This is a genomic window from Streptomyces sp. NPDC053367 (assembly GCF_044545925.1).
Lineage (GTDB): Bacteria > Actinomycetota > Actinomycetes > Streptomycetales > Streptomycetaceae > Streptomyces.
In genome coordinates, this window is the sequence record NZ_JBITYN010000002.1 from 389,627 (window position 1) to 407,617 (window position 17,991).

Below are 17,991 nucleotides of genomic sequence, written 5' to 3' on the forward strand. Positions count from 1 at the left end.
GCCCGGCTCGGTACGGTGCCGGCACCCGGCGGCGCGCCTGCCTCGTCCGCTCAGGCACGGTGCCGACACCTGGCGGCCTGCCTGTCCCGCCCTCCCCGGTACGGCGCCGGCACCAGGCGGTCCACGCCGCCGAGTGTCCGCCCCGGGCCGTCCCGGCTTGCCATGGACCTGGCCAAAAGCGGGGCCGGTGCGCAAAGATCACGCCCGCACCGCACCATCGCATCCACGCCATCCGCAACCGGAGGATGAACATGGCTCACCGCACACCCCGCGGTCTGCTCGCCGGGGCCACCGCCACCGTGGCCCTGCTCGTGACGGCCGGGGCGGCCTCCGCCACGGCGCCCGCCCCCGCCGCGGCCGGCCCACAGGCGCGCGTCTTCATGGTCAACCCCGTCCAGTCCTCGGGAGACCAGACCCTCACCGACGGCAAGGACGCCGCCGACGCGGTTCCCGCCACCGCCTACGCGACCGTCGCGCTGCGCAATCTGGACGGCAGCGGAGGGCTGTCCGGCCGCTGGGCCTCGGTCCGCTCCGACACGGGCGCCTCCGCGCGGATCGCCGACGCCGCCTCCTACAACCGGCACGACGACCAGTTCGAGCAGGTCATGGCCTACTTCTGGGTCAACGAGGCGCAGGAGTACCTGCAGAGCCTCGGCTTCGGCAGCGAACTGCCCGGCGCCAACGACCGGGTGCAGCCGGTCCGCATCAACCAGTGGGGTGCCGACAACTCCTTCTTCACCGACAAGAAGGCGGAGATCCGCTTCGGCAAGGGCGGTGTGGACGACGCCGAGGACGCCGAGGTCGTCGTGCACGAGTACGGACACGCCGTGCACCACGCCCAGGTGCCCGGCTTCGGCAGCTCCCTGGAGGCCGGCTCCATCGGCGAGGCGTTCGGCGACTACCTCGCCGTCGCCGTCGGCGAGCACGCCGCCGCACGCTACGGCTGGCCGCTGAAGGCCGACGTCGCCTGCGTCGCCGACTGGGACTCCGTCACCTACAGCGCGGCCCCGCACTGTCTGCGCCGTATCGACTCCGACAAGACGTACGCGGACCGGGTCGGCGAGGTCCACGCCGACGGGGAGATCTGGTCCCGCGCGCTGCTCGACATCCGGACCGCGCTCGGCCCGCGCACCGCCGACCGGATCATCGTCAACGCCCAGTTCGGCTTCGCCCCCGACACCAGCTTCGCGGCGGCCGCCGACACGACCGTCGCGACGGCGCAGCGGATGTACGGAGAGAGCGCGGCGGACGCGGTCCGTGCCGCGTTCCGGGCCCGGGGCATCCCCGGCGTCGCCTGATCCGCGTCGTCCCGGGGGAGGCGGACCCGCCGCCTCCGGGACGTCCCTGGCGGGCCCTGCCGGATGTGTCCACCGCTCGCAGGTACGGCGGAACGGCACGTCCGGCGCGAACCGCGCCCAGACCCGCGGGACATCGCCCGCTTCGCGGTGTCCGCCTCCACGACGGCACAGCCCGTGGACACGCCGTGGATCCTGTCCTACGCGGCGCGCGCCGGGCTGCACGGAGCGGGCCCCGTCCCGGCGGCGTACGCACAGGTCACCGGCGATACGACGAACCCCGTGCCGCCCCCCCGGACCCGGCCGCCCCGGCGAGACGGTGTTCGTCGGCCAGGCCCAGTTCGGTGCGCTCGGCGTCGGGGAGGGCGCAGACGACGATGCCGGTGCCGTCGGCGCGCAGGGCCGCCACGTCGTCGGCCAGGTGCTCGTGACCGCGAGGCCGGCCCCCGCCGGCTCGGTCACGGCAGGGCCGGGCGGAGCCGCGCGTCGCCGTCAGAGCTTCATGCTGAACCACGTCGACTTGCCCTCGTCGGTGGGGCGTGCTCCCCAGTCGTCGGCGAGGGCGCGCACCAGCAGCAGTCCCCGCCCGGACTGCTCGTCCTCGGTGGCGAGGCGGGGCTGGGGCAGATGCGGGCTGCAGTCGCGGACCTCGACCGTCAGATCGGTGCGGGTACGGCGGACATGCACCCCGACACGGCCCTCCGCGTGGCGTACGGCGTTGGTGAGGAGCTCGGAGAGCAGGAGAAGCGCGTCGTCGGCCCTGCCGACGCAGCCCCACGCGCTGAGCGTCTTGCCGAGGAAGTCACGGCCGGCCGGTACGGACTCGGGCGCGCAGGGCAGGTCGAGGGCCGCGGCGTCCAGCGGAGCGGCGGGCAGCTGTGTCAGCAGCAGGGTGACGTCGTCGTGGCCGTCGGCGTCCGGCAGCAGCGTCGACAGGACGTGGTCGGCGGCGGCCTCCAGGTCGGGTGCCGTGGCCGGGAGCTTGTTCAGGGTGGTGAGGAGCTGGGAGAGCTTCTCCTCGATGTCGGTGTCGGGGGTCTCCACCAGGCCGTCCGTGTAGAGGACCATGATCGCGCCAGGCTCGATGCTGCTGCTGCACTGCTCGTAGATCATCCCGCCTACCCCGAGCGGGGCGTTCACGGGCGCCGGCAGCGTCCGGGTGCGTGCTCCGGGGGTGGCGACGAGCACCGGCAGATGACCCGCGGAACACACGGTCACCTGACCGGAGTCGGCGGCGATGACGACATAGCAGCAGGTGACCAACTGGTCGGGGACATCGAGATCGGCCACGACGCTGTCCAGAGCCTGCATGAGCTGACGTGGCTGCATTCCCGTCTTGGCCAGGGCGTGCGCGGCGGAGCGCAGTTGACCCATGACCGCCGCGGCCTCCAGCCCACGGCCCATGACGTCGCCGATCAGCACACCGACCCGACCGGCTCCCAGCGGGATCAGGTCGAACCAGTCACCGCCGACGCCGGCCCCCTGGGTCGCGGGCCGGTAGCGGCTCGCGGTGGTGAGGCCGGGGATCGCGGGCGGAGTGCCCATCAGGCTGCGCTGCAGGGTCAGGGCGATGTGCCGTTGCTGCTCGTACAGTTCGGTCAGCTCCGCCTCGGCGCGCTTGCGGTCGCTGATGTCGCGGACGATCGCGCAGGCCCCGACCACCGTGCCGTCCGCCGCCCGGGTCGGCCACAGCGTGACGTCGACGTCCAGCAGCGCCCCCGAGCGGGTGCGCCGCAGCGTCTCGAAGTGCTCGACCTTCTCGCCCCTGCGCAGCCGCTTCAGCAGAGCGGTGACCTCCTTCCTCCTTGCGGGCGGGGCGAGCACCGACACATGCCGCCCCAGCACCTCGTCCGCGGCGAACCCGTACAGTCGCTGGGCGGCGGCGTTCCAGTACGTGATGTGGCCGTCGAGGGTCTTCGCGAGGATGGCGTCCTGGGAGGACTCCACGAGTGCGGCCAGTTCGTTGATCCGCTCCTCGGCGGCCTTGCGTTCGCTGACGTCGCGTACGGCTGCGGAGACCAGCAGGCCGTCGGTGGTCTCCAGGGGGCTGAGGCTGATCTCGACGGGGAACTCGGTGCCGTCCTTGCGCAGTCCGTACAGGTCCAGTCCGGCTCCCATCGGGCGCACCTGCTGGTTGTGGGCGTAGCCGTCGCGGTGTTCGGTGTGGTGGGCTCGGAAGCGGCCGGGAACGAGCAGTTCCACCGGGTTTCCGAGGAGTTCCTCGCGCCGGTAGCCGAACAGGGCCTCCGTCTGCGCGTTCACGAGACGGATCACGCCCGTGTCGTCGACGATCACCATGGCGTCCGGTGCCGCTTCCAGCAGCCCCCTGAACCGCTCCTCGGCGGCCTTGCGTTCGCTGACGTCGCGTACGGCTGCGGAGACCAGCAGGCCGTCGGTGGTCTCCAGGGGGCTGAGGCTGATCTCGACGGGGAACTCGGTGCCGTCCTTGCGCAGTCCGTACAGGTCCAGTCCGGCTCCCATCGGGCGCACCTGCTGGTTGTGGGCGTAGCCGTCGCGGTGTTCGGTGTGGTGGGCTCGGAAGCGGCCGGGAACGAGCAGTTCCACCGGGTTTCCGAGGAGTTCCTCGCGCCGGTAGCCGAACAGGGCCTCCGTCTGCGCGTTCACGAGACGGATCACGCCCGTGTCGTCGACGATCACCATGGCGTCCGGTGCCGCTTCCAGCAGCCCCCTGAACCGCTCCTCGGCCCCGCCCGGGACACCCGCGCTCGCGCGGGCCTCGCACCGGCACGTGGCGATCTCAGCCAGCCCGGCTATGCCGGCGGTCCGGGGCTGAGCGGTGTCCAGCGGGTCACTCATGGTCGTCCTCGTCCCTCGCACAACGGTCGGCAGGCCAGTTCAGCGCATGTGCCGGACATGTGTGCCGTCGAGTCGAGAAATGGCCCAACTGTGCCCGAACATGTCCGGACACGACGTTCACTGTGCGTACCGCTCGCTCGGCGTCCCTTCCGCAGTCCCCCCTCGGCGGCTCTGCCACCCGGCCAGGCCGCGCAGCAGCGGCCCACGGCCGCGGTCCGGCACCGTCCACAGGGTCTGGCCGCGCACGCCCCAGCGTTCCAGCAGGGCGTTGGCGGCCTGGAAGCCGGTCGTGGCGGCACGTTCCATCAGCGCGACCGGCAGGTCGGTGCGCACGAGGTCACCGGCGACCACCAGAGAGGGGTCCGGGGTGCGGACGGTGGGGCGGTCGGCGTAGCCCCCCACGGGGAACAGCGGGCAGTCCTCGCGCCACTCGTGGCGGACGTCGACGACCGTGGCCGTACGGGTCTCCGGGTACACCCGGTGGAGCTGCTCGACGAGACGCTTCTGCTCGGTCTCGCGCGGCACCCCGGGCGCGACGGCGTAGGCGTGGAGCTCCACGACGGACCCTCCGGTGCGGGCGGCCCAGCGTGCCGCCTCGTCCTCCCAGCGGTCGAGCACGCTGATGTTGTCCAGGCCGCCGAAGCCGCTGGTGCCCAGGAACCCGGGCCGGTCGGGTGCGACGGGCCGGTCCAGCCACAGCCGGCTGACCAGGAAGGGCGGGGCGGTACGCAGACGCGCCACGCGCTCACGCCAGGCGGCGTCGCCCAGCCGGTCCGAGCGGGCGACCAGTGAGCGCAGCCCTCCTGTGTCGAGGGCGAGCACGACGGCGTCGTACCACCGTTCGTCACGCGAGCAGGCGACCTCGTGGCCGCCGCCGCGGGCGGGGGAGACGTGCTCGACCGGCGTGTCGGTGCGCACCTCGGCGTCGTGCCCGCGCAGATAGCGGACCAGGGGCTCCCAGAGGGCGTTTGGGAAGGGCGAGCCGGGCACGTCGAACAGCAGGCCCTCGGCGGAGCCCAGGAAGTAGATGTGGAACATCAGGGCCATCTCCGCCGCCGACAGTTCCCGGGGGTCGGCGAAGAAGCTCCGGGAGAACACCTCGAACGCCAGATGGCGGGCCCGCTGCGGGAAACCGACGGCGTCCAGGAAGGCGTCGGCGCTGACGCCGTCGAGCCGGTGGTACACCTCGGGGACGCGCACGTCGAGCAACGGCAGCGCCGCCAGGGGGTCCATGGCGCGCAGGTCGCGCAGCCGGAAGGAGCGGCTGAGCGCGATGAAGCCGAGCGCGCTCCAGGGCGGCGTGCGAGGGACGTGCCGGAAGCTGTCGCGCAGGCCGTCGGCGTGCAGCAGCGGGTAGTCGGGCAGGGCGGTCAGCCGGGCCAGGGCGGGGTCGGTACGGCGCAGCAGACCGCGCAGGTTGTAGTACTGGCGGAAGAACGCGTGGAAGCCCCGGCTCATCGTGACGGTGCTGCCGTCCCGCAGGCGGGTGGGCCAGCCGCCCACCCGGCCGCCCACATGGGGCTCACGCTCGTAGAGCGTCACGGCCACGCCGCGTTCGGCCAGCGCGGTGGCGGCGGCGAGCCCCGCGATCCCGGCGCCGACGACGGCGACCGTGGGGCGCCCGTCGGCGTACCGGGCGCCCGCGGGCGCGGGCAGCACACACGCGCGCCGGTCCCGGCCCCGGCGGGCCGGTGCGGCGGCGGCCGACCCGGCCCTGCCCTTCTGCGCACGGGCCGTCATCGCGCGGACTCCTGACGCCGGGCCAGGAAGGTGTGGGTGATGCCCGTCTGCCAGCCCGGCAGGGGCAGGGCACGGACCCCGGTGAAGCCGGCCGCACGGAGCCGGCCGGCGAAGCCGTCGGCCGTGTCGAACATGACGACGCTGCGCCACAGGTGCCGGTAGAGGGCGCCGTCCCCGAGCAGGGTCGCGACCGGCTGGACGACGCCCCGGCACACCAGGGTCCACACCGCACGGTCGGCGCGGCGGCCGCTGAGGGTGTACTCGTGCACGGCGAGCCGTCCGCCGTGCCGCAGGACGTCGCGGACGGTGGCGAGGACGGCGTCGGGGTCGGTGACATTGCGGAAGAGGTAGGCGGCGAAGACCGCGTCGAACGGGCCCGTCACCCCCGCCTCCGCGAGCCGTTCGGCCGGGGCGTGCACGAAGGTCACCCCCGGGGCCCAGGGTTTGGCAGCGGCCCGGGCGAGCATCCCGGCCGAGGCGTCCACGGCCGTGACGCGGGCGGCCGGCAGGACGGAGCGGAGCGCGGCCGTCGAGGCGCCGGTGCCGCAGCCGAGGTCCAGGACCCGCAGCCCCTGCCCGTGCCCGGGCAGGCCGAGGCGGCGCACGGACCGGCGCAGGTGCGCGTGGTAGCCGGGGTTGGCGGCGACCAGCGCGTCGTAGCTGCGGGAGGCGTGGTCGAACGCGGCGGCGAGGTCCTCGTCGCGCAACACAGTCATACGGTCTCCAGGGGCCGGTGGAACGGGCGGTTCAGCCGAACGGACGACGGGGCAGGCCGGGCAGTTCGAGCGCGCTGCGCAGCATCGGGGCGACGGGCGTGCGCAGCCCGATGGACAGGTCCTCCAGCAGGCCGGTGCGTCCGTCGAGGAAGCGCAGCAGCCGCCCCATCGGCACGTCGGCGAACAGCCGGGAGTAGAGCGCGGGGCCGTCGACCCGGCCGCTGGCCAGGGCGCGCAGCAGCACGGCGTCCATCGCGCGGGAGCGGGCGGAGTGGGCCGCGGGCGGCACCGGCCTGCGGCCCTGGCGCAGCGCCGCGGCGACCGCGCGGGTCTGGCGTTGCAGGCCGGCGAAGGTGTAGCCGGTGGAGGGGCGGGTGGCCCCGCCGGCGGCACCGATCCGGAAGACCGACGTGCCGACCCGCCGGGGGAGGGGGGCGTCCGTCATCGGGATCACCCCGGTCTCGGTAGCGAGGATCTCGGTGTCGCCGAGGCGCAGCACCTCGTCGACGTAGTGACGCACCGCCGACCGGTAGGCGCTCGCGGTGCGGACGCGGGGTGAGAACTCCGTGTACTCCACGAGGGCCTCACGGGAACCGGTGGGCAGGACGTAGCCGAACGACAGCCCGTCGGCGGGCTGGGGCGTGCGGAAGTCCATGAGCTCGGCGGTCTCGTGGTCGAAGACGGGCCGTGCGGTGCGCACGAACCAGCCGTGGAAGTGTTGGAGCAGAGTGGTACGGGCGGCCGGCAGACTGCCCAGGGGGCGTGAGTCGAACACCCAGCGGGCGTCCAGGACTCGGGCCCGGCCGTCGGGCGCGGTCATCCGCACCCGGGCCCCGCCCGCGAAGTCCTCCACGCTCTCCACGGCCGCCTCCACGCGCCGCACATGGGGGCTGCGCGCCAGGTCCCGGCCGACCAGGGCCTCGAAGTCGTCGGAGCGGATCATCTTGTACCGCAGCGGCGCGATGTCGTCCGTGACGGCCGGCCCGGCGGGGGGCCGTACGCGCAGCCGCCGCCACTGCGAGCGCACCGCCGCGTCGAAGCGGCCCCGCCCGTCCTCCCAGAAGCACCAGGTCCGCGGTGGCGGCCGCAGCGGACCCGGCGGTGCCTCGACCAGCACCACGGACGGCGTACGGGATCCCGGCGCCGGCCCGCTCAGCCGGTGCGCCAGGGACAGCCCCGCCGCACCGGCTCCCACTACGGCCACGTCCGCGTCGAGCACGGGCACCTCCTCCTCTTCCATCCACTCCCGCCGGCGGGCACCTGTGTCCGCTTCCGGGCCCGGCACGCCGACGGATGCACCCATCCGGCAGGTGCCCGGCTTGTCGGCCACGGGTACCCGTCCTGACACCGCATCCGTCCGCGGGTGATCCCCCGAAGCATCGTTCGACACGGCAGTCCACACGACGAGAGGACCCGGGATGTGCCCCATCCAGGCGAAGGACCACCTCGCGGCCGACCCACCGCCCGTCCCCCGTCTGGTCCCCCCGGCGGGCTCCGCGACGGGCACCCTCCGGCCGGCAGGGGCGGACGGAGCCGGACGGGCGACCACCCGGGTTGTCCCGCTCGGGCAGGCGACCGCGGACGTCACCGCCGTGGACGCGGACGTACCCGCCGCGGTCGGGCGCGTGCTGGAGGACCTGCTGGCCGACCGCCTCACCCGCGCGCACGCCATGGACGCGCTGTTCGCACGCGAACTGGCGGAGCGGGTCGCGCGCTTCACCCGCGAGGGCGGCAAGCGCGCCCGCTCGCAGCTGGTGTGGTGGTCGCTGCGCGCCTGCGGCGGCACCGACACGACGGCGGCCGCGGCGGGGCTGCGGATCGGGGCGGCGCTCGAACTGCTGCAGACCTGCGCCCTCGTCCACGACGACGTCATGGACGGCTCGGCGCTTCGGCGGGGCCGGCCCGCACTGCACGCCGACGTCCGCGACCACTACGCCCGGACCGCGCCGGCCGCGCGGGCCGCCCGCTTCGGGGAGGCCGCCGCCGTCCTGGCCGGGGACCTGGCGCTGGTCTGGGCGGACGACGTCCTGGCCGAGACCGTGCTCGACCCCTGGACCGCGACCGTGGTCCGCCGGCTGTGGAGCGACATGCGCACGGAGATGGTGGCGGGGCAGTACCTCGACCTCCAGGGGCAGCTCACCGGCTCGCGCTCCGTGCCCCGCGCGCTGCGCGCCGCCTGCCTCAAGAGCGCCCTGTACTCCGTCGAGCGGCCGCTCGCGCTCGGCGCCGCCGTCGCGGGCGCCGACGCCGTCACCGTGCGGGCCCTGTGCTCGGCGGGGCGGTGCGTGGGCATGGCCTTCCAGCTGCGCGACGACCTGAACGACGTCTTCGGCGACCCGCGGCGCACCGGCAAACGGTCCGCCGAGGACATCCGCGAGGGCAAACCCACCTACCTCGTCGCACTGGCCGTGGCCCGCGCCCGCGCAGCCGGTGACCGCCACGCCCTGGCGGTGCTGGAGCGGGCGCTCGGCGACGACGGTCTCACCCCCGCGGGCCTCGACGCCATACGCGACGTGCTGGAGCGGACCGGAGCGCGGACGACGGTGGAGAGCAGGATCGAACGGCTCACCGCGCAAGGGCTCCGCCACGCCGACCGCGCCCGGCTCGAACCGGTCGCCGGGGCCCGGCTGCGAGCCCTGCTCGCCTCGACGGGCGGTGCCCCGCTCCCGGACGACGGCTCCGTCCGGCCGCACCCCGTCACCCCGGAGGTACGGCGATGACCCGCTCACTGGCCGGACGCACCGACCATGTCGTGGTCGTCGGTGCGGGGCTCGCCGGGCTGTCGGCCGCCCTGCACCTGCTGGGAGCCGGCCGACGTGTCACCGTCGTGGAGCGCGACCTGCTGCCGGGGGGCCGCGCCGGACGCCTGGAGCTCGGCGGCTACCGATTCGACACCGGGCCCACGGTGCTCACCATGCCCGACCTCGCCGACGAGGCCTTCGCGGCGGTGGGCGACAGCCTGCACCGCCGGGTGGAGCTCGTGCCGCTGCATCCCGCCTACCGGGCGTGCTTCGCCGACGGCAGCACCCTGGACGTGCACACCGACCGGGACGCGATGTCCGCGGAGGTCGAGCGGTTCGCCGGACCCGGCGAGGCGGCGGGCTATCTGCGGCTGCGCACCTGGCTGGAGGAGCTCTACCGGACCCAGCTGCGCCGATTCATCGACGCCAACTTCGACTCGCCGCTGGATCTGCTGACCGGCGATCTCGCCCGGCTGGCCGCGCTCGGCGGCTTCGGCCGGCTGGACCGGCGTATCGGCCGGTTCCTCCAGGACGAGCGGCTGCGGCGCGTCTTCTCCTTCCAGGCCCTCTACGCCGGTGTTCCGCCGGCTCGTGCGCTGGCCGCCTACGCGGTCATCGCCTACATGGACACCGTCGCCGGCGTGTACTTCCCGCGCGGCGGCATGCATGCCCTGCCGCAGGCGATGGCGGACGCCGCCGCCGACGCGGGTGCCGTGCTGCGGTACGGCGAGGAGGTCACCCGGCTGGAGCGGTCGGGCGAGCGCATCACGGCCGTCGTCACCGGCGACGACCGCATTCCCTGCGACGCGGTCGTCCTCACCCCGGACCTGCCCGTCGCCTACCGTCTCCTCGGCCGCCGCCCGCGCCGGCCGGTGCGGCTGCGGCACTCGCCGTCGGCCGTCGTACTGCACGCGGGCACCTCCCGCACCTGGCCGCAACTCGCTCACCACACCATCTCGTTCGGCGCGGCCTGGCGGACCACCTTCGACGAACTCACCCGGACCGGGCGGCTGATGAGCGACCCGTCGCTGCTCATCACCCGGCCCACCACCACCGATCCCGGGCTCGCCCCGCCGGGCCGCCATCTGCACTACGTCCTCGCGCCGTGCCCCAACACCGACATCGGGCCCGGCGCCGCCGACTGGCACGACCTGGGCCCGCGCTACCGGAGCGAGCTGCTGCGCGAGCTGGAGCGGCGCGGCCTCGACGGATTCGAGGCGGCCGTCGAGGAGGAGTGCCTGGTCACCCCGGCCGACTGGCACGGCCAGGGGCACGCGGCCGGGACGCCCTTCTCCGCCGCGCACACCTTCGCCCAGACAGGGCCGTTCCGCCCCCGCAACCTCGTCCGGGGCACCGAGAACGCCGTCCTCGCGGGCTGCGGCACCACGCCCGGGGTCGGCGTACCGACGGCACTGGTGTCGGGCAAGCTGGCGGCGGCCCGCGTCACCGGCGGCGCCCCACGGACCGCTCACCGGACTCAGCCCTCCCGAGCCGAGGTGAGCGCCGAATGACCGCCCGCGAACTCGACGCGGCCGGCATCACCGACCCGACGCTGCGGGCCGCGTACCGCCGCTGCCGTCAGCTCAACTCGGCCCACGGCAAGACGTACTTCCTCGCCACCCGGCTGCTGCCGGCCGACCGCAGACCGTCCGTGCACGCGCTGTACGGCTTCGCACGGTGGGCCGACGACATCGTCGACTCCCTCGATCCCGGCGTCGACGACGCCCGGCGGGCCGTCGAACTGGCCCTGCTCCAGGAGCGGTTCGACAAGGCGCTGCGCGGAGGGCCCAGCGACGAGCCGGTGGTGGTGGCCGTCGCCGACACCGCACGCCGGCTGGAGATCGAGCACGCGCACTTCCGGGACTTCCTGTCCGCGATGCGGTCCGACCTGACGGTGACGGACTACCCCACCTACGCCGACCTGCGCGGCTACATGCACGGGTCGGCGGCCGTGATCGGCCTGCAGATGCTGCCGGTGCTGGGCACGGTCGTGCCGCGCGAGGAGGCCGCGCCGTACGCGGCCGCGCTCGGGGTGGCCTTCCAGCTGACCAACTTCCTGCGCGACGTGGGCGAGGACCTCGACCGGGGCCGGGTGTACCTGCCGGCCGACCTGCTCGCCGGGCACGGGGTCGACCGCGCCCGGCTGCGGTGGAGCCGGGACACCGGCCGGCCCGACCGGCGGATCACGGCGGCCCTGAGGGAGTTCGAGGCCCTGACCCGGGGCGTCTACCGGGAGGCGGAGCCGGGGATCGACCTGCTCGACCCGGTGGCGCGGCCCTGCATCCGCACCGCGTACGTGCTCTACGGCGCCATCCTCGACGCGGTGGCGCGCGACGGCTACGCGGTGCTGCACCGCCGGGCGGTGGTCCCGCGCAGGGACCGCGCGGCCGTCGCCGCCGACGGGCTCGCCCGGGTCGTCGCCGCCCGTCTGCGCCACCGCGGCCGTACCTGCCGCGGCGACGGCCCGCGGACCGGGCGCACCAGCCGTTCCGTCTCCGAGGAGGTCGCGTGACCCCAGAGCCGTCCGCCCGCCGCCTTCCCCTCTCGCTGCGCCGCAGGGCCGCGCCCTGGCACCGGCAGCGGCCGACCTGGCGGGAGGCCAGGCCGGCGGTGATCGCCCAGGCGCTCAAACGGGCCCAGGGCCGGCCGTCGGGCAACTGGTACGTAGTAGGGGACTCCCGCGCGCTGCGCCGCGACCGGCCGCTGGCACGGACCGTGGCCGGGCGGGAGATCGTCGTCTGGCGCGGCCGGGACGGCCGGCCACTCGCCGGCCCCGGCATCTGCCCCCACCTCGGGGCACCGCTCGGCGACAGCCCCGTGCGCTGCGGCACGTTGGTGTGCCACTGGCACGGACTGGCCCTGGACGGGGCGCCCTTCGCGGGCTGGGAGCCGCTGCCGGCCTTCGACGACGGCGTGCTCCTCTGGGTGCGGCTCGACGAGGCCGGCGGGGAGGCGCCGCTGGACGCGCCCGTACTGCCCGACCGGCCGCCGGCCGCCCGCGCGCTGACGGCCGTCTACACCGGCATCGGGGTCTGTGACCCGGAGGACGTGATGGCCAACCGTCTCGACCCGTGGCACGGGGCGTGGTACCACCCGTACGCGTTCGTCGACCTCACGGTCGTCGGCTCGCCCGACGGGGCCGGGCCGGACGAGGACGCCTTCACCGTCGACGTGTCCTTCAAGGTCGCCGGACGGCTGGTGGTGCCCGTGCGGGCGGAGTTCACCGCGCCGGAGCCGCGCACCGTCGTCATGCGCATCACCGAGGGGGAGGGCGTGGGCTCCGTCGTGGAGACGCACGCCACCCCGCTGGGGACCGACGAGCGGGGCCGGCCGCTGACCGCGGTGACCGAGGCCGTGGTGGCGGCCTCCGGCCGGCCGGGCTTCGCCCTCGCCCGCCGGGCGGCCCCACTTGTGCGCCCGTTGATGCGCACCGCGGCCGCCCGGCTGTGGCGGGACGACCTGGCCTACGCGGAGCGCCGCCGCCGGCTGCGCTCCACGGGCCGCTTCCCGGGCTGACGTGGACTCACTTCCGGCTCAGGGCCCCTGGCCACCAGGCGACGCGCCCGAGGTCGCGGACCAGGGCGGGCACCAGCAGCGAGCGGACCACCAGCGTGTCGAGGAGGACGCCGAAGGCCACGATGAAGGCGATCTGCGCCAGGAACGCCAGCGGGATGACACCGAGGGCGGCGAACGTGGCCGCGAGGACCACACCCGCCGAGGTGATGACACCGCCCGTCGCGACCAGTCCCCTGCGCACGCCCTCGCGGGTGCCGTGGACGAGGGCCTCCTCACGCACCCGGGACATGAGGAAGATGTTGTAGTCGACGCCCAGCGCCACGAGGAAGACGAAGCCGTACAGCGGCACCGACGCGTCCGTCCCGCTGAACCCGAGGACGTGTTCGAACACCAGGGCCGAGACCCCGAGCGTGGCGAGGAAGTTCAGCCCGACCGTCGCGACGAGCAGCAGCGGCAGCACCAGCGAGCGGAGCAGGCCGACGAGGACCATCAGGATGACGGCGAGGACCACGGGCACGATGAGCGTCCGGTCGCGCTCGGCCGTGCGCTGGGTGTCGTACTGCTGGGCGGTGTAGCCGCCGACCAGGGCCTCGGCGTCCGGTACGGCATGCAGGGCCGTGCGCAGGCGGGCGACGGTGTCCTTCGCCGCGTCCGTGTCGGCGGCGTCGGCCGGCGTGACGTCGATCCTCACCCGCCCGCCGACGACCAGCGGCCGGCCCGCGCCGGGTCGGCCGGACGCCGTGACGACCGCGACCGAGTCGACGCCCTGGACCTGGGCCGCAGCGGCCCGTACGGCGTCCGCCGTCGCGGCGTCCGCGATGACGACGACCGGGTTTCCGGCGCCGCCCGGGAAGTGCCGGACCAGAGTCTCCTGCGCGCTGACGGAAGGGGCGTCGTCGATGAAGATCTCGTCCAGCGGGACGCCCTTGGACTCCAGCGCCGGCCAGAACGCGGCGCAGGCGAGCAGCGCCGCCAGGGTGCCGGCCCAGACCTTGCGCGGTGCCCGGTCGACGAGCGCGGCGACGCGCCGCCAGAGCGGGTGTCCGTCCCGCTCGGCGGCCCTGGGCCTGGCGGGCCAGTAGGCGGCCGGGCCGAGGAGGAGCAGCACGGCGGGCAGGAAGGTCAGCGCGCTCAGCACGGCGCAGGCGATGCCGATCGCGCCGGCCGGCCCCAGGGCCCGGTTGTTGGTGAGGTCGCTGAGCAGCAGTGCCAGCAGCCCCAGCGCCACGGTGGCGGCGCTGGCCGTGACCGGTCCCACCGACTGCCGCAGCGCTGCGCGCAGGGCGGCGGTGCGGTCCCCGTCGGGCGCGGCGCCGAGCTCCTCGCGGTAGCGGGCGGCGAGCAGCAGCGCGTAGTCCGTGGCCGCGCCGATGACGAGGATGGAGAGGATGCCCTGCACCTGACCGTCCACGCGGAGGATGTCGTGGTCGGCGAGCACGTAGACCACGGCGCAGGCCAGACCCAGCGCGAACACCGCGCCCACGATGATCACCAGCGGCAGCAGCACGCTGCGGTAGACCAGCAGCAGGATCAGCAGCACGGTGGCGAGGGCCACGCCGAGCAGGAGTCCGTCGATGCCGGCGAAGGCGTCGGAGAGGTCGGCCTGGGTGGCGGCGGGGCCCGCCAGGTGAACGGTGGTGCCCGGCACGGAGGAGGCGGCCCTCCGGATCGATGCGAGCGCGTCCGGCAGCTCGTCCCCGAGATCGGGACGGAGCTGCACGACCCCGCGCAGGGCCTGCCCGTCGTCGGAGGCGAGCGCCGGGGACGGGACGCCGACCACCGCGGGCCGGCCGTTCAGGGAGGCGAGGGCGCGGGTCGCCGCCGTCCGCAGGGCGGGATCGACGCGACCGCCGCCGTCGACGGTCCAGACGACCAGCGCGGGGAGGGACTCCTCCTGGTGGAACGCCTTCTGCTCCTTCAGTACGCGGGTGGACTCGGCGTCGGCGGGAAGGAAGGCGGCCTGGTCGTCGGTCGCCACCTCGCCGAGCTTGCCCGCGTACGGGCCGAGGCCCCCGCCGACGGCCAGCCAGGCGACGAGGAGGAGGAGAGGCAGCAGCCGGCCGGCCCACCGCCGGGGTCGGGACATGGGAACTCCAGGGTCACGGGCTTATCTCAACGATAAACAATCTCAATGATTGAGAGATATTGAAGCACGGACGTACGTCCCCTCGACCGGGGACCCGGCAGCGGGGTTCCAATTGACCGGAGCCTGTTTCAGCCGGAGTCTGCGTCAGCCGGAGTCTGCGTCAGCCGGGTTCTGCTCAGCGCCTGGGAACGCGCACTTCCCCGAGTCCGGCGTTCAGAGCCTGCAAGTAGCGCAGCACCACAGCCAGTTCGTCCTCGCTGAACTGGAGCCTCGCCTGCTCCTCCGCCTGCGCGAGCGGCATGAAGTAGGTGCGCGCGGCGGCCCGCGCACCCTCGGCGTAGCGCACATGGACGACCCTGCGGTCCGCGCTCTCGCGCGTTCGGCGGATGTGCCCGGCACGCTCCAGTCGGTCCAGACAGGCCGTCACGGCACCCGACGTCAGACCGAGGTGCTCGCGCAGCAGCCCCGGCGTCGGAGGCTCCGGGCTGTCCAGGACGAACGACAGCGCCTGGACGTCGGTGGGATGCAGCCCTTGCGCGGCGGCGAAGCCGTGGACCAGCCGGTTGACCTCACCTATGGTGCGCCGCAGCGCGACGGCGAAACTCTGCGCGTCCCCCGGCGCCCGTGCGGAGACCGCGCCGCCGGCCTCGCTCTTGTGCTGTCCCCTGGTCACACGGCCAGCGTATCCAAACCGGTGGACCCGACCGGCGGCGGAGGGCCGGCGCCTCCGCCGACGCCGGCGCATCCCACGGGCCCACGCGCTCTCGATGGCCCGCGTCCCCTTCCGCCCGGGCCACCTGCGGAGACCGCAGGCGGTGGTGCCCGCCGCACACGCGGCGCCCGGCCGGGGCCCCGTGACCGGCGGTGAAACAGGTACGGGGTGTCGGAGCCGACGCGCACGCCCGGGCGCCGGGAGTCAGCGCCGGCCCCGCAGCTTGCCGAGCAAGCGCTGGGCCTGAGCCCGGCGGCGCGGGTCGGCGGAGGCCCGGCGCACCTGCTCGATGGCGCGCCGCCCCTGCGGACTCCTGCCGAACTGCATGATCTTGTCCAACATGCCTGCCATTGCTGCCTCCTGATGAAGGTCGAGTCGACGACGTCGCCGGTAAGTCCTCGGCACGGAGCCGTCTACCCCCGGCAGGACGTGTCATCCCTGTCCGCGTGGCCGGGCCGTCTCCGGCACGGGCGCCGGGAGCGGCCGCTGCGGATGCGGAGGCCGGGCCCGTACCTCAGGGTGGGAAACGATCGCAGCCCCGGATCTGCGGGAGCTGCTGCCGCTCAAGGAGGTGCACGGGATGGCCGAGGGCGAGACCGAGGACAAGAAGCTCCGCAAGGGCGACAGGGTCGCCTGGAAGAGCCACGGCAGCGAGACCGAGGGGAAGGTCGAGAAGAGGATCACCGAGCGTACGGAGGCGGCGGGGCGGACCGTGGACGCCTCACCCGAGGAGCCGCAGTACCAGGTGAGGAGCGACAAGTCCGGCCGGTCGGCCGTCCACAAGCCGTCCGCCCTGAAGAAGCGGAAGAAGTGAGCGGCGGATGGACGACGAGCGGCGCCGAACCCGGCAGGAGTTCCGCGAACTGGTCAACATGCGGCCGGCGGACCTGGAGAAGTGGCTGGCGACCGAGGAGTCCCGCAGCGCCGGGGAGAGCAGAGACGGAGGCGAGTCCACGGGGCACGCCTCGGGACGCCGCATCCTGACCATCCTGCGCGCCGGGCAGGACGACCTGTCGGAGGCGGACCACCAACACATGCGCAAGGTCGTGGGCTACATCCGCCGCCATCTGGCGCAGCGCCCGTCCGGTGACGTACGGGACACCCGCTGGCGCCACTCCCTCATGAACTGGGGGCATGATCCGCTGGCCGACGAGGGCGAGGACTGAGCGGTCGTCCCCTGGCGGCCCCCCTCGACGCGGCCCGGGGCCGATCCACGTCAGATGCCGTGGCCGGACCGCCGCCCGGGGACCCGTCCCGCCGGAATCCGTACCGCGTGACGAGTCCCCCTGTCGCAGGCGGTGGCCTGTCACCACCGGGCACGCCGTAGCGGCATCGCCGTCCACGCCCGGTCCGCCCGATGTGCACCAGGCCGGCGGCCGCCCGCCGCTCAGGCGACCGTCAGGACGATCTTGCCGGTGGTACGGCCCTGCTCACCGAGCTCGTGCGCCTTGGCGGCCTGGCCCAGCGGCAGGACGGTCTCGACGACCGGCTTCACGGCGCCCCGCTCCACGAGCGCGGCGATCTCGCGCAGGCCGAGGTGGTCCGGCTCGACCAGGACCCACATGGCGCGCACCCCGTCCTGGGCGGCGGGGACGTCGTCCGGGCCGGGCAGGGTGATCAGCCGGCCGCCGGTCCGCAGCACCTTCAGGGAACGCTCGGCCGTCTCGCCGCCGAGCCCGTCCAAGACCACGTCGATGTCGGTCAGGACGTCCTCGAACCGCACCGAGCGGTAGTCGATCACCTCGTCAGCGCCCAGCCGCCGCACCAGGTCGTGCTTGCCGGCGCTGGCCGTGCCGACGACGTACGCGCCGCGGGCCTTGGCGATCTGCACGGCCAGGTGCCCGACCCCTCCGGCCGCGGCGTGGATCAGCACCCGCTCACCGGGGCGCACGTCGGCCGTGTCCACCAGCGCCTGCCAGGCGGTCAGCGCGGCGAGCGGCAGCGCGGCCGCCTCCACGTGCGTCAGCCCCGCCGGCTTGGGGGCGAAGTGCCGGGCCGGAGCCACGACGTACTCGGCGTAACCGCTCGCCTGGCGCGGGAACAGGGGCATCCCGAAGACCTCGTCGCCGGGCCGGAACACGCCCACGCCCGGCCCGACTGCCTCGACCGTGCCGGACACGTCCCAGCCGACCACGGGTACGGCGCCCCACTCGATGAGGGCCCCGCTGGCGCGGGTCTTCCAGTCCACGGGGTTCACCCCGGCCGCGTGCACCCGGACCAGGACCTCGTTCAGCCCCGGCTCCGGCCGCTCGACCTCGCGCTCGACGAGGTTCTCGGGCCCGCCCCACTGCTCCACGACCACCGCACGCATGCTTTCCGCCTCCGCTTTCGTCTCGATCGGCTCCGCTGCCGGGAGGTCTCCCGGTGC

At 74.5% G+C, this 17,991-nt stretch carries 16 protein-coding genes; 7 read left to right on the plus strand and 9 right to left on the minus strand.

The window, feature by feature from the left end; all coding sequences use genetic code 11:
- Nucleotides 1–251: 251 nt before the first annotated feature.
- Complete coding sequence (locus ACIGXJ_RS08250) at nt 252–1,298, plus strand: M4 family metallopeptidase (protein WP_399642526.1); 1,047 nt, start codon at nt 252–254, stop codon at nt 1,296–1,298.
- A 256-nt stretch (nt 1,299–1,554) separates the two neighbouring features.
- Here the strand turns inward: ACIGXJ_RS08250 and ACIGXJ_RS08255 are convergent, their stop codons facing one another.
- From ACIGXJ_RS08255 to ACIGXJ_RS08275, 5 genes are all read right to left on the minus strand, one after another.
- Entirely contained in the window at nt 1,555–1,809 is a 255-nt protein-coding gene (locus tag ACIGXJ_RS08255; protein ID WP_399642527.1) for a hypothetical protein, read from the minus strand.
- On the minus strand, nt 1,788–4,112 hold the full coding sequence (locus ACIGXJ_RS08260; protein ID WP_399642528.1) for a PAS domain S-box protein: 2,325 nt from the start codon (nt 4,110–4,112) through the stop codon (nt 1,788–1,790). The genes ACIGXJ_RS08255 and ACIGXJ_RS08260 overlap by 22 nt, the downstream gene beginning before the upstream one ends.
- Nucleotides 4,113–4,229: 117 nt before the next feature.
- Nucleotides 4,230–5,852: an FAD-dependent oxidoreductase gene (locus tag ACIGXJ_RS08265; protein WP_399642529.1), complete on the minus strand. Its 1,623-nt coding sequence runs from the start codon at nt 5,850–5,852 to the stop codon at nt 4,230–4,232.
- Nucleotides 5,849–6,568: a class I SAM-dependent methyltransferase gene (locus tag ACIGXJ_RS08270; protein ID WP_399642530.1), complete on the minus strand. Its 720-nt coding sequence runs from the start codon at nt 6,566–6,568 to the stop codon at nt 5,849–5,851. Before ACIGXJ_RS08270 ends, ACIGXJ_RS08265 begins: the two co-directional genes overlap by 4 nt.
- Before the next feature lie 31 nt (nt 6,569–6,599).
- On the minus strand, nt 6,600–7,787 hold the full coding sequence (locus tag ACIGXJ_RS08275) for a lycopene cyclase family protein (RefSeq protein ID WP_399642797.1): 1,188 nt from the start codon (nt 7,785–7,787) through the stop codon (nt 6,600–6,602).
- 199 nt (nt 7,788–7,986) lie between these two features.
- Between ACIGXJ_RS08275 and ACIGXJ_RS08280 the strand changes: the two genes are divergently transcribed.
- The 4 genes from ACIGXJ_RS08280 to ACIGXJ_RS08295 are packed head-to-tail and all read left to right on the plus strand — an operon-like array spanning nt 7,987 to nt 12,825.
- Entirely contained in the window at nt 7,987–9,288 is a 1,302-nt protein-coding gene (locus ACIGXJ_RS08280) for a polyprenyl synthetase family protein (RefSeq protein WP_399642531.1), read from the plus strand.
- Nucleotides 9,285–10,820, plus strand: coding sequence for a phytoene desaturase (locus ACIGXJ_RS08285; RefSeq protein ID WP_399642532.1), 1,536 nt, complete (start codon nt 9,285–9,287; stop codon nt 10,818–10,820). Before ACIGXJ_RS08280 ends, ACIGXJ_RS08285 begins: the two co-directional genes overlap by 4 nt.
- Nucleotides 10,817–11,821 carry a phytoene/squalene synthase family protein gene (locus tag ACIGXJ_RS08290; protein ID WP_399642533.1) on the plus strand — a complete coding sequence of 335 codons (1,005 nt, stop codon included), beginning with the start codon at nt 10,817–10,819 and terminating at the stop codon, nt 11,819–11,821. Before ACIGXJ_RS08285 ends, ACIGXJ_RS08290 begins: the two co-directional genes overlap by 4 nt.
- Complete coding sequence (locus tag ACIGXJ_RS08295) at nt 11,818–12,825, plus strand: DUF5914 domain-containing protein (RefSeq protein WP_399642534.1); 1,008 nt, start codon at nt 11,818–11,820, stop codon at nt 12,823–12,825. Before ACIGXJ_RS08290 ends, ACIGXJ_RS08295 begins: the two co-directional genes overlap by 4 nt.
- Nucleotides 12,826–12,832: 7 nt before the next feature.
- Here the strand turns inward: ACIGXJ_RS08295 and ACIGXJ_RS08300 are convergent, their stop codons facing one another.
- From ACIGXJ_RS08300 to ACIGXJ_RS08310, 3 genes are all read right to left on the minus strand, one after another.
- Entirely contained in the window at nt 12,833–14,911 is a 2,079-nt protein-coding gene (locus tag ACIGXJ_RS08300; RefSeq protein ID WP_399642535.1) for an MMPL family transporter, read from the minus strand.
- A 175-nt stretch (nt 14,912–15,086) separates the two neighbouring features.
- Entirely contained in the window at nt 15,087–15,584 is a 498-nt protein-coding gene (locus ACIGXJ_RS08305) for a MarR family winged helix-turn-helix transcriptional regulator (RefSeq protein WP_399642536.1), read from the minus strand.
- Between the two features lie 243 nt (nt 15,585–15,827).
- On the minus strand, nt 15,828–15,974 hold the full coding sequence (locus tag ACIGXJ_RS08310) for a hypothetical protein (protein WP_399642537.1): 147 nt from the start codon (nt 15,972–15,974) through the stop codon (nt 15,828–15,830).
- Between the two features lie 229 nt (nt 15,975–16,203).
- Here ACIGXJ_RS08310 and ACIGXJ_RS08315 point away from each other — a divergent pair, with 229 nt between their 5' ends.
- Both ACIGXJ_RS08315 and ACIGXJ_RS08320 read left to right on the plus strand, forming a co-directional pair.
- Complete coding sequence (locus ACIGXJ_RS08315; RefSeq protein ID WP_399642538.1) at nt 16,204–16,437, plus strand: DUF2945 domain-containing protein; 234 nt, start codon at nt 16,204–16,206, stop codon at nt 16,435–16,437.
- Between the two features lie 7 nt (nt 16,438–16,444).
- The gene (locus ACIGXJ_RS08320) at nt 16,445–16,789 is read left to right on the plus strand and encodes a DUF3140 domain-containing protein (protein WP_399642539.1); all 345 of its coding nucleotides are present in this window, start codon (nt 16,445–16,447) and stop codon (nt 16,787–16,789) included.
- 221 nt (nt 16,790–17,010) lie between these two features.
- Here the strand turns inward: ACIGXJ_RS08320 and ACIGXJ_RS08325 are convergent, their stop codons facing one another.
- On the minus strand, nt 17,011–17,934 hold the full coding sequence (locus ACIGXJ_RS08325; protein ID WP_399642540.1) for an NADP-dependent oxidoreductase: 924 nt from the start codon (nt 17,932–17,934) through the stop codon (nt 17,011–17,013).
- Between the last annotated feature and the right edge of the window lie 57 nt (nt 17,935–17,991).